Genomic DNA, 12,246 nt, shown 5'->3' with positions numbered 1-12,246 from the left:
GGGACCGTCGTCCACCTGCACACCCCGGGCGGCACGCTGCGGATCGAGGACACCGCGGAGCTGGCCCGGCTCATCGCCCGCGACCCGCACCGGACCCCAGGCGACGACATCGTCCTCGCCTTGGCCCACGGCGACATCGAGACGGCCGCCCGCCAGGTGGCGGACCTCACCGGCAGCCGGGTCTGGTACTCCGAGCACGGCCCGAAGGTGGCCACCGACTGGCGCAGCGGCGCCGAACACCTCATGACCGGCCCGGCCCCGGGCGGCGGTGCCCACGCCTGGACGTCGCTGCGCCCGGGACAGGACCCCGTGCCCGGCGGACGGACCTCCGGCACCCCCACGGCGGACCCGCACCCCTCGGACGGGACCGCCCCGGACACGACCAGCCCGGACACGACCGCCTCCGACATCGACGCGCGCCGTGCCCACCAGCTGACCACCCGTGAGTACGGCTTCGTGGACGGCCGCGGGGACGGCGAGCTGTTCCGTAACCCCGGCGACCTGGAGAACACCTGGACCGCCCCCCGGCCCCTCGCCGCGCACACCGACGCGCCCAGCCTCCTGCTCGCCACCCAGACCTGGGACGTGGAGCGGGCGGACGGCCACCCGGCCGTCCGGATCTCCGCCGACCGGACCCTCGCCGTCCAGAACGAGCACGGCAGCCAGCAGGTGTACGCCACGCGGAAGGCCGTGGCCGACTCCAACGTCAAGCTGACCCGGGCGGGGCTGGCCGTCCGGCTGGGGATCGACGAGGAGCGGAGCATCGTCCTGCCCACCCCGGACGGGGGCGGCAACCGGCTGTTCCGGGTGACCCCGGTCTTCACCAACCGGGCCGGTGAGTCCACCGAGGAGGTCTGCCGGGACTTCGCCATCATGCTCGCGGGCGACGGCCGCCCCTCCCACCTGGTCTTCCGGGACCCGGCGGGCGGGTCCACGGTCACCGCACCCGCCAACGCCTCCGACGGGGCCGAGGTCACCGGTACGCACCACCTGGCCGAGGCGCTCGGACAGGTCGCCGACGGCATCCTGCGGCCCGGCTCCGCCGACCCCGACTGGGCCGCCGCACTCGTGCGCCGCGACGACCGCCCCACCGGCGGGGACGGCACCGGACCGCTGCCCGCCGCCGCGTACGGCAGCGCGCTCAGCCTGGAGCGGCCCCACGACCCCCGGCGCACCGCCCTGACGGAGGCGGCCCGCCGGATCGGCGTCAACGAGTTCGCCTGGGCCGAGGTCGGTGAGGGCTACCTCGTCCAGTCCGTCGCGGCCCCCGGCGAGGACGGCCCGAGCCTGGAGACCAACTACGCCAAGCCCTCGACGGAGTCCGGCGAGTCCTACTTCGGCTACCACTTCATCACCGTCGTCCTCGCCAGCGAGGACGGCACCCACCAGGTCTCCCTGGAGAACCACGCCCGCGCCGCCGCCCGCGAGGAGCGGCTGCGCGACATGGTCCGCGCCAACCTCGAAGCCGTCGGCCTGGACGGCCTTCGCGGCCGGGCCGACGCCCTGCGCCGGGAGCTGGCCCGGCTGGAGGGCAGCGGCGACGACGGGGCGATCAAGGAGGTACGCGGCCACCTCGACCTGACGATCCTCCTGACCCGGGCGACGCTGGCCCGGCAGGAGGTGCTGGACGCCCCGCCCGGATCCCCCGAACAGACAGCGGCGCAGCGCTCGTTCAACGGCGTCGTCAACGCCGCCTCCCGGCACCTGGAGCGCCTGGAGTCGACCGTCCCCGGCAAGCGGCTCTGGTACATGCGGATGTTCACCCGCCGCCCCGGCGAGTCGGCCCACGACGTCAACGCGAGCCTCCTGGAGGACGGCGCGGCCGAGGCCAATCCGCTCACCGTGGTCGTCCTGCACGGCCAGGAGGAGCGGCCGCAGACCCTGTACTTCGAGCCCGGCGCCGAACGGACGCCCGACGGCGCGCTCAACGCGATCCGCCATGTCGCGGCCCGGGTCGCCCGGACCGGACTGTGGAACACCGCCAACCACCTGCCGCTGCCACGGGTCGAGCTGGTCGGCGGCCGGACGTCACGCCTGGGCCGGGACATCGGCCGGGCCCGCGCCGGCAACGTCGCCGCCACGTTCCGACAGGAGCTGGCCGCTGCCCTCCGGACCCTCCAGGAGGGCACCCCCGGACCGCACCTGACGGCCGACCTGTTCACCGTCGAGGCCGCGTCCGTACGCGTCGAGAAGGCCGACCCCCGGGCCGAGACCGTGGAACTCACCGTCGACGACGGGCGCGGCGGCCCCCGCCAGGTCGTCCTCCGCGGCCTGCGCGGCGGTTCCCCCGACGACGGCCGCGACCCCCTGGCCGAGCAGTGGCCGATCGGCCGGCCGGTCACCCTGATGCGCCCCCGCTTCGGCGGCCTGCCCCCGGCCCCGGCCCTCCCGGCCACGGAGAGGCCCGACGACGCCCTGGCCATCGGGACGACCGACGGCGCCCCGCCGACCGGCACGTCCGGCGACGCCCCGGCCACCGGGAAGGGCAAGGCCCCCGAACCGCGCCCGAGCCGCTGGTTCCCCTACACCCGCACCACCGAGTCCCGGGCGGAACCGCTGCGTTACGAGGTCGCCGACACCGGCCACCTGCGGCTGCCCGACGGGCAGGAGATCCCGCCCACGGGCTGGACGAGGTTCGGCGACGACTTCGTCCACCCCGGGACGGGAGCGCTGCTGCGCGGCGACAGCGGCTGGCTCGGCCGGGTGGCCAACCTCGACACCCTCGTACCGGCACTCACCGTGCTCGACCCGGACGCCGCGCCGTACCGGATCACAGCCGACCCCTCGTCCCTGCACCTGATCCCGGAGTACGGCGTCCCGGAGTACGGCGACGGCACCGCGCTGCGCATCCCGCTGACCCGGGAACCGGCGGCCGGCCCGCCGGGCCCGCTGACGGAGCCCGCCACCGCCGACGCGGAAATGGCCGGTGCGGAGCTGGCCGATGCGTGGGCCGCCCACGACCGCGCGCGGACCGCGCTCGCCACGGCGGCCCACGCCACCGGGCCGGAGGGCCGGACCGACACCGAGGCCGCGACCGAGGCCACGCAGCGGCAGATGGAGCAGGCCGAGGAGCGGCTGTGGGCGCTCGGAGTGCCCCCGGAGGCGCTGGCCGACGCCCGGACCGCCGACGCACGCACCGCCGAGATGCCGGTCACCGCGCCGGGCGAACAGGCTCCCCCGACAGGGGAGTCGGACCTCACGCCGGACGAACCGACCCCTGCGCCGGGCGAGTCGGCTGCCGCGCCGGGTGAACGCGCCCCCGCACCGGGCGGATCGGCCCCCGCCGTCCCCCTGGACGCCGAGCTGCGGCAGTGGCTCGCGGACCGCCTCACCGAGGCCGACCTGCCGCCCGCCCCGGAGGCTGCGGACGGTGGGGAGACCGTGACCACGGCCGACCTGCGCGCGGCGGGCATCACCCTCTCCCCGGGGCTGTACGCCGAGATGGCCCTCCTCGGTGACCGGCTCCCCGCGGGCAGGCTCGGCGCGCCGGACCTCGCGCGGGTACGGCTCACCCGCCCCGGCGACACCGACGGGACGGCGCACGCGCTCGCCGCCGGGGTCACGCGCCGACTCTGGGACGCGGCCTACACCGAGGTCAGGGACGCCGCCCCCGAGGGCCGGGGCGACACGGAGACCGCCCGCGCCTGGTCGGCCGCCGTCGCCCTGGTGCTGCCGCCCCAGCCGCACCCGGTCCTCGACGACGCCCGGTACGCCGGGGACGGCTTCCGTGACGCGGTGCGCCGGGTCGCCGGGCATCTGCTGGCGGCGGAGCCGGGCGCCGGGGACGTACGGGCGTCCGCCGCCGAACTGGCCGACTCCCTGCGGACGGAACTCGGCCTGGCCCCGCGCTGGACCGTGGCGGAGGACGGCCCCACGGTCGCGCAGGGGCCTCCCGCGCTCCAGTCCGGGCGCGGGGGAGACCTCCCCGACCTGGACATGCCGGACCAGGAACCGGCCGACGCCCAGGGCCGGTCCGCAGATCCCGACTCCGGCCCGGGCACGGCTATGGACCTGGACCTGGACGGGGAGCCGAGCACGGGCCAGGTGACGGGCTCCGTCGCGGGCATGGACCTCGGTACGGGGATGGACCTGGACCTGGATCTGGGCCTGGGGGACCTCGACCTCGCCGCCGGCTTCCCCTCCGCCCTGGACGGCCTCGACCTCGACGCCCTGGGGGACCTCGGGGACTTGGGCGACCTGACTGCCCTCGGTGACCTGGGCGATCTCTCCGGCTTCGGCATCGACCCCGGCTTCGGCCTGCCCGCCGCCGAACAGCCCGGAGCGGGCCCCTCCGCCCCCGTCCCGGTCGGCCCCGGCACGTCCGGCGGGCAGCCGGTGTACGCCGTGCCCGCCGCCCCGCCCGCCCGGCCGCTCACCACGCTGCCGCCGCTCACCCTCGTAGCCTTCGAGCCCGGCGCCACCGCACCCGCCGACGGCTCCGCACGCACCGTCGAGCGGCTGGCCCACCGGGTCGCCCTGACCGCGCTGCGCAACCGGCGCAACCGGGTGCCCCTGCCCAAGGTCGACATCGCCGGATACGGCGCCGACGCGCGCGGCGCGGGCACCGCGCGCGACCGGGACCAGGCCGCCCGGGCCCGGGGCGAGGAGCGGGCGCGGGCCGCCGGAGAGCTGTTCGTCCGCGCGCTCGGCCACTCCTTGCAGACCCTCCAGGCGGGCCTGCCCGCGGGAGCCGTACCCCTGCGGGTCCAGGACTTCACCGTCACCGCCCGGGGCCGCACCCGGGTGCCGGGCCAGGGCGTCACCGTGGCCCCGGCCGAGCGGATCGACCGGGACGCGCTGGGCCGCCAGGCCACCGTCGGCGTCACCTCCCCGCGCCACGCGGACGCCCTGGACGCCCTGGACGCGCTCCGCCGCACCGACCCGGCGCTGCGCCCGGGGCCCCTGGACGTGGCCGCCGTCGCCCGCCGGCTCTGGCACCTGGGACCCGCCGTCCTCGTCGACCCCGAGATGCGGCGCGACCTGTACGAGCTGACCGGCCGGGCCGTCGCGGCCGGGCGGGCCACCAGCCTGGCCGCGCTCACCGCGTTCCACCTGGAGGAGCAGGGGCTGCTCGGCGACGACCGCGCCCGGCACGTCACGAGCGGCGGCACCCGGGTGCCCGGCCTCAACTGGACCGGCCCGCAGACCGCGGAGACGGACACCATGTTCGTCGACCGGCTCACCACCGGACCGGCGGGCACCCCCGTCCGCACGGGAGAGTCGGCGCTCTCGCCGTGGCCGTGGGACCGGGCCCCCTACCCCGTGCTGGCGGACGGCGGCCACGACCGGGTGACGGCGCTGCTGCCCGACGGCACCACCTGGCAGCTGGACGCCGACGAGTTCGCCGAGGTCGTCGCCGCCGACCTGACCCGCCATCCGCTGCCGGAGCGGGCCCCGATCGTGCTCGCCGTGCCCTCGGCGGGTGACCGCTACCTGGACCTGCCGCGCAAGCTCGCCGAGCGCACCGGCCGCACCGTCTGGGTCCACACCGGCCTGGCCCAGCGCAACCCCGACCCGGCCGCCACGAGCACCATCGGCGTGCTTCACCGGGACGGCCTGCCGGACGGCACCTGGCTCCCGGTCCGCCCCGGCCTGGCGCCCGACACCGACGACGACGCCCCGGCCTGGCACCGCGACGTGCTCACCCAGCCGATCGTCAGCTCCCGCACCGGGGAGCAGATCGGACGCAGCTTCCACCACCCGGCCGAACTCGTCGGACCGCGCGAGACCTACGGCGACCTGGACCGGATGTCCTTCTACGTCCACTGGGACGCCGCGACGAACGCGTACTCCGGCAAGCTGCCGATGCGCGATCCCGGCCCGGCCGACAAGGCCTACCGGCTGGCGGGCCACGGGCTGCCGGGCGGGCTCTCCCTGCCGCTGGCCGACGGCAGCGACCGGGCCGTCGACCGGCACGAGGCGGCCGGATGGCTGCGGCGCCGCAAGAGCCTGTCGAGTCTGCCGAAGGACCACTGGGTCGACCTGGTCATCTGCCACTCCGGAGCCCCGGCGCAGGGGGCCGCCCAGGACGTCGCGCAGCTCTCCGGCCCGCTGCCCGTGCCGTTCACCGCCGACCCGCTGGGTGACGACGCCCTCTCCCTCGGCCAGCACCTGGCCAACCAGCTCCGGCGCACGACCCGGCTCTCCTACTCCTCCCAGGGCGTGAACCGCTTCGGCGACGGCCCGATGAGGGTGCTGGCCACCGACGCCCAGGGCCGCCCCTGGTGGTGGGAGACCAGCCACCCGGAGCCGGACGAGGCCGAGTTGGACCGCCTGACCGCCCAAGTGGATCACGGTGCAACGCCGTCCCCGCAGACGCGCTCCGAAGTCCCGCGCGCTGTGCGGGCGTTGAAGGCGGTCATGGGCCCGGACGTGGTGCTCGACGCCGCCTTCCCGGACCTGGTCGCCGGGGCCGTGGCGGTCGCCGGGATGTGGGCCGCCGACCCGGACCTCGGGCGGACCGGCCCCCTCTGGCCGCAGTCGCTGAGCCAGGTGGTCGCCGCGCACCCCCTCGCCCACGGCGCTACGGACCCGGCCGTCACCCGCCAGGTGCTGACGGAGGCAGCCAGGGCCTGGCGGGACTCCGGCAACACCCTGCCCGTCAGCAGCTTCGTCGCCCTCCCCGGACTCCGTACGGCGGTAAACTGGCTCTCCGACCCGGCGGCGGTGGACGGGGCGGCCGTCCAGGCGCTGGGCCTCACCGACCCGGCCGACGCGCCCGCGCACCGGACCCGGATGTTCTGGGCGCGGGTCCGCGCCGAGGAGACCCTGCTCGGCCCTGCCGCCGACGCCCTGACCGTACGGGCCCTGCGCCTCGACCCGGACACCGCGCCGGACGACGCCGGACGCGCGGCCGCCCGCGACCTGCTGACCCGGGGCTTCGCCGCGGGTCGGAACATGACCGACCCCGAGGTGACGGGTGCCTACGCAGTCGAGGCGGCCGGCGCCCTCACCGCTCCCGCGCTGCTCACCCTGGCGGGCACGGCGTTCGGGTCCGGCCGGGACTGGCGCGACAAGCCGACCCTGCTGCCCCGGCTCGACGCCTTCCGGGTCGCGGACACGACGGTGGACGCGCCGTGGGCCGGAGTGGACGCGGGCGGGCAGAGCCTGCCGGTGCCCTACGCCGTACGGGCCTCGGTGGACCTGGAGGACAGCAGCCACGTCCAGCTGACCACGGGCGGTACCTCCCACCGGCTCTCGGCCGCCGAGTTCGCCGAACTGCTGGCCGTCGACACCGCCCTGGGCGCCGTCGCCGCCACGACGCCGGTCCTGCTGCTGCTCGACGGGCTCAGCGGCCCCGACCCGGTGCTGGCCGAGACCGTCGCCCGCAGGCTGGGCCGCCCGGTGTGGTGGAGCACCTCCCCGGTCGAACTGTCCGCCCCGGACGCCGCCGAGGGCGAACTCCCCGTGCTCGCACCCGACCTCTCCACCCTGTCCCAGCCCACCGCCGCGGACTGGCGGTACACCGCCCCCGCCACCGCCCCTGCCGTGGGCGGCCCGCAGGTTCCCGCCACCCCGGCCCCGGGCCCCGGCGCGGCGACCCCGGCCGTCAACAACGGCTCCACGGCGGAGCCGCATCCCTCGCAGGGCCCGGCTCTCCAGGGCCCGGCCCTTCAAGGTCCCGCACCGGCTCCAGCGGAAGCGAAGGCCGTCGGGCCGGAGACCACCGGGCCCGCCGAGCACGCCGGAGCCGAGACCGCCGAGTACGCCGGGGCCGAGACGGCCGACACCGCGACCGCCGCACCGGAGACCAGCGGACTTGAGCCTGCCGCGCCGGAGACGGCCACGCCGACGGCCTCCGGGCCGCCCGTCGCCCAGCCGGAGCCCGCCGGTCCGAACTCCACGCCGGAGCAGCCCGGTTCGGACGCGGCACCGCAGCGCTCCGACTCCAACTCCGCCCCCGAGACCGGTGCCGCGCCCCCCGCCCCCACCGCGCCCGCGAGCGTCTTGCCCACCGACAGCCCGCCCCGCGACGGCCGCGAAGCCCGCCACGCCCGCAGCTCCCTCGGCGACCCCATGGAGGGCGTGGAGCCCACCTCCCTGCCCGCCCCCGCACCCCCCGTCGCCCCCGCCCCGGTGCGACCCCCGCAGCCCCTCCCGTCCCGGACCCTGGTGGCGTACGGGAGGGACGCGACGAGCCCCTCGGCGGAGGGGGAGCGGACCCTGGAGGTGCTCGCCGCCCAGGTGGCCGCCACGGGGCTGCGCAACCACCGGGCGGGCGCGTCCCTGCCTCGCGTCGAAGTCACCGGCTACGGAGCCGTGTCCGCCGGGCCCGACCGGGCGCCCGGCGGCTCGTACGGAAGGCGGCGGGCCACCACCGCACGGCACCGCTTCACCCGGCTGCTGGCGGCCGAACTGGACCGGCTTCAGCGGGACCTGCCCGCCGGGGCGCCCCGCCTCACCGCCGCCGACTTCACCGTCGTCGTACGGGCCATGGCCCGGGTACCCGCCGACTGGGCCGGAACCGGCGCCCTCGCCGGGGTCACCCGGGCCGAGCTGGGCCGCCAGGCGGTCATCGCCCTCCACCAGCAGCCGGACGCGGTGGCGGTGCAGAAGCTCGACACCCTGCGCCGCCGTGACCGCGCGCTCCGGACCGGGCCGCTCGACGTGGACGCCATCGCCCGCCGCGTCCTGCACCTGGACCCGGCGGACACGGTCGGACCCGACACCAGGACCGAGCTGTTCGGGCTGGTGGGCCGGGCCTCGGCGGCCGGGCGGGCCACCGGCTTCGCCGCGCTGGCCGCGTTCCACCTCTCCGAGCTGGGGGTGACCGCGCCGGACCGCGACCGCCACTTCACCGTGGGCGGCAGCCGCGTACCCGGCCTCAACTGGGGGAGCGGCGAGGCCACCGCGCTCGACACCACCCAGGGCGACCTGCTGGAGGCCGACCCCGCGGGCGGCTACGACGTCGTCAGCACCTCACCCACCCCGTGGCCGGCCGGGCGGACCCCCTATGTGGTGGCCGCCGACGGCGGGCGCGACCGGGTGGCGGCGCGGCTGCCCGACGGCACCGTACGGGAGCTGGGCATCGAGGAGTTCACCGAGCTGGTCGCGGCGGACCTGGCCCGCGAGGCCCTGCCCGCGGACACCCCCGTCGTCCTCGCCGTACCGTTCGCCGCCGACGGTCTGCTCGACCTGCCCCGCAGGCTCGCGGACCGCATCGGCCGTACGGTGTGGGCGCACAGCGGCCGGGTCACCGTCGAGTCCGCGCCCGGCGAAGCCGCCACCATCGATGTCGTCCGCACCCCGAAGACCCCCCGCGGCGACTGGATCGCCAGCGCCCCCGGGCTCGGGCCGGACCCCGACGACGACGTGCCCGCCTGGCACCACGAGGTGGTCAGCCGGGCCCTCGTCAGCGCGCTCACCGGCCGCCAGATCGGGCGGGCCTCCCACCATCCGGCCGAGTTCGCCGAGGACTTCGAGGAGGACGACCGCCACCTGGACCGGATGGGGACCTTCGTCCACGACGACCCGGCCACCGACCGGCTCTCCGGCGCGTACGACCTGCCCCGGCCGGGCCCCGAGGACCGGGCGTACCGGCTGGACATGCACGGCCGCCCCGGCGCGCTGATCCTGGCCATGCGCGACGGCACCACCCGCGACATCGACGAGCGGGAGGCCGGACCGTGGCTGCGCCGCCGCAAGAGCCTGACGACCCTGCCGAAGGACCACTGGGTCGACCTCGTCGTCTGCTGGAGCGGGGCGCCCCGCGACAGCGCCGTACCCCGGCCGAGCGCCGCCTCCGACGCCTACGACGGTCCCTTCGTCGCCGACCCCCTGGCCACCGTCTCCATGGGCCAGCACGTGGCCAACGCCACCGGGCGCGCGGTACGCCTGGCCTACGGCTCCCAGGGCACCCGCTCGGCCAACGGCCGGTACCAGCGCACCCTGTTCACCGACGCCCGGGGCCGCCACCACGCCTGGGCCCTGGCCGGCCCCGAACCCGACGACGACGGACTCGACCGGCTGGCCGAGGTCGCCGGCATCAGCCCCGGCGATGCCGAGGTGACCGACGAGATGCGTACGGCGACGCTGCGCCTGGTCCGCGCCCTGCGATTCACCCTCGGCCACGACATCGACGACGACCCCGGCTACCGGGAGCTGCTGCGCGGCGCGGCCGCGATCGACCAGATGTGGCGCAGCGACAACGACTTCGCGGACGCGGGCCCGTTCACGCTGGACCTGCTCCACCGGGTGATCGCCGCGCACCCGGAGGCTGCCGCCGGGGCGGACGGAGCAGCCACCCGGCGGGTGCTGGCCGAGGCCGCGGAGCACTGGCGCCGCTACCCGGGCGACGGGCTCATCGCCTTCGTCGAGCTGCCCGCCGTGGAGGAGGCCGCGCAGTGGCTCGCCCAGGGCACCGCCGAGCACGAGGCCGCCGCGGCCCTGCGCATCCGCACCGACGAGGTGGGCGAGGCGGAGCTGTCCCGGATCTTCTGGGCCCGGGTCAAGGCCCTGGAGGCACTGCCGGAAACCGGCCCGGAATCCGAGGAGTTCAGCGACCGGATCCTCCACCGGGAATCCGGTACGGGCTTCGCCCACGCCCGCCGCGCCGAGGCGCTCGACATCCTCACCCGGGCCTTCGCGGCGGGCCGGGACGCGGCCGTCACCGATGTCGCGGCGGCCTACGCCCTCCAGGAGGCGGGCGCGTACGAGGACACGGCGCTCGACACCGTCCGGGGCACCGAGGACGGCACCGGCCGCGACTACACCGACGGGCAGCCGGCCGACGTGGACCTGACCCGGTTCCGTACCCCGGCCGGTCTCGCGGACGCGCCTTGGGCCAAGGGACCGACCGGCAAGGCCGAGCCCGTCCCGTATCTGGTGCGGGCCGGGGCCGACGCGGACGACCCGGACCTGATCGAGGTGGCCTGGGGCGGCGACGCGTACGCCACGGCGGCCGGAGAGTTCGCCGAACTCCTCGCCTCCGACCCGGTGCTGTCCCGCAAGGAGCTGACGGAGCCGGTCCTCCTGGCCTTCCCGGACCCGGTGTCCGATCCGGCCGCCCTCGCGGAGCAGGTCGCCCGGAGGCTGGGCCGCACCGTGTGGTGGACGGACTTCCCGGTGGACCTCTCCGGCTCCGACGACAGCGGCGACCCGGTGCTCACCCTGCACCCGTCGGCCGACGGCACCGCCCCGGGCGCCACCCCCTGGCAGCGGACCCGCCCGGGCCGCCCGGCCTCGGCCGAGGAGGCCCAGCGCCCGGTCCCGGCCCCCCGGTCCCGTGCGGCGCGGAGCAGCGACGGGCCCGCACCGGCCGGATGGGAACGGGTGTCGGCCCCGGCGGCGGGCGATCGATCCGGTCCCACGGCCCCCGGCACCCCCGCACAGGACACGCGATCCGTGCCGTCGGAGCCCCAGCCGTACGCGAGGGACGGCCGGTTCGACCGGGAGTTCGCGGAGACGACGGCGGAGTTCCCGCTGCTCGTCGACGACGGGCGGCAGCGGGTGTGGGGCTTCGGCCAGGACGAGGCGGAGTACCACGTCTTCGCGGCCGAGATCCCCTCCCTCGGCCTGCGCGGCGTATACAGGGCCGAGGGCCCGTCCGCCGGGCGGGTGACCGACATGGCCGGCCGCCTCTATGCCGACGGCCCGTCCTGGGACTGGTACCTGCCGGGGCGCGGTCTCGTCGCCTCCTCCCGCCTGAGGACGGTGACCGGGCGGGTCGAGGGCTACGACGATCCCATGGAGGTGCCGGCCGGGTGGCGCACCACCGGGGCGGTCAGCCCGATGCCGCCCGTCGACCCGGCGACCGTCGCCGCCGACCCCGGAGCCCTGGCGGGCAGCACGCTGCCCGAGGCCCTGTGGCGTGACCACGACGGCCCGCTGTACCGCTTCAGCCCGGACGGGCCCGAGCGCGTCTTCGCCGAGGGGTTCAGGCCGTACGGCAGCACCATGCTGCATCTGATCGACCACGTCTACAACACGACTCAGGGGTCGGCCTTCGCCAGCACGACGGCCAACCCGGACTACGTGCGCGACAGCGCCCGCGCCAACCCGGCGGGCGCGCCCGCCCTGTTCCGGCGCTACCGCTGGCGCTACGACATCGTGGCCCCCGGTGGCATCGACGTGAACGCCACCCTCGGCGTCGCCTCACCCTTCCCGGACCAGGAGGAGGTGCTCTTCCCCGGGGGTGTGGCGGGCCGTCACATCCGGGGCGCGCAGCCGATGCTGAACGGCGAGCCGGCCGGCCCCTTCATTCCCAACCCGCACTTCGCATCCGGAGCATCCGCAGCAACCGAGTAA

The 12,246-nt window shown here is 77.0% G+C and carries 1 protein-coding gene (only partly in view); it reads left to right on the top strand.

Annotated elements, in window-relative coordinates:
- Positions 1-12,246 carry the 3' end of a lonely Cys domain-containing protein gene (locus tag DJ476_RS34405; RefSeq protein ID WP_318294873.1) on the top strand. Its footprint begins 19,377 nt before the window's first position, so the window shows 12,246 of its 31,623 coding nt (coding positions 19,378-31,623); its start codon lies beyond the left edge, outside the window; the stop codon is at positions 12,244-12,246.

It is taken from the genome of Streptomyces bacillaris (assembly GCF_003268675.1).
Taxonomy (GTDB): domain Bacteria; phylum Actinomycetota; class Actinomycetes; order Streptomycetales; family Streptomycetaceae; genus Streptomyces; species Streptomyces bacillaris.
The sequence above is the reverse complement of the archived record's forward strand: the minus strand, read 5'-3'. Positions and strand labels throughout refer to the sequence as shown.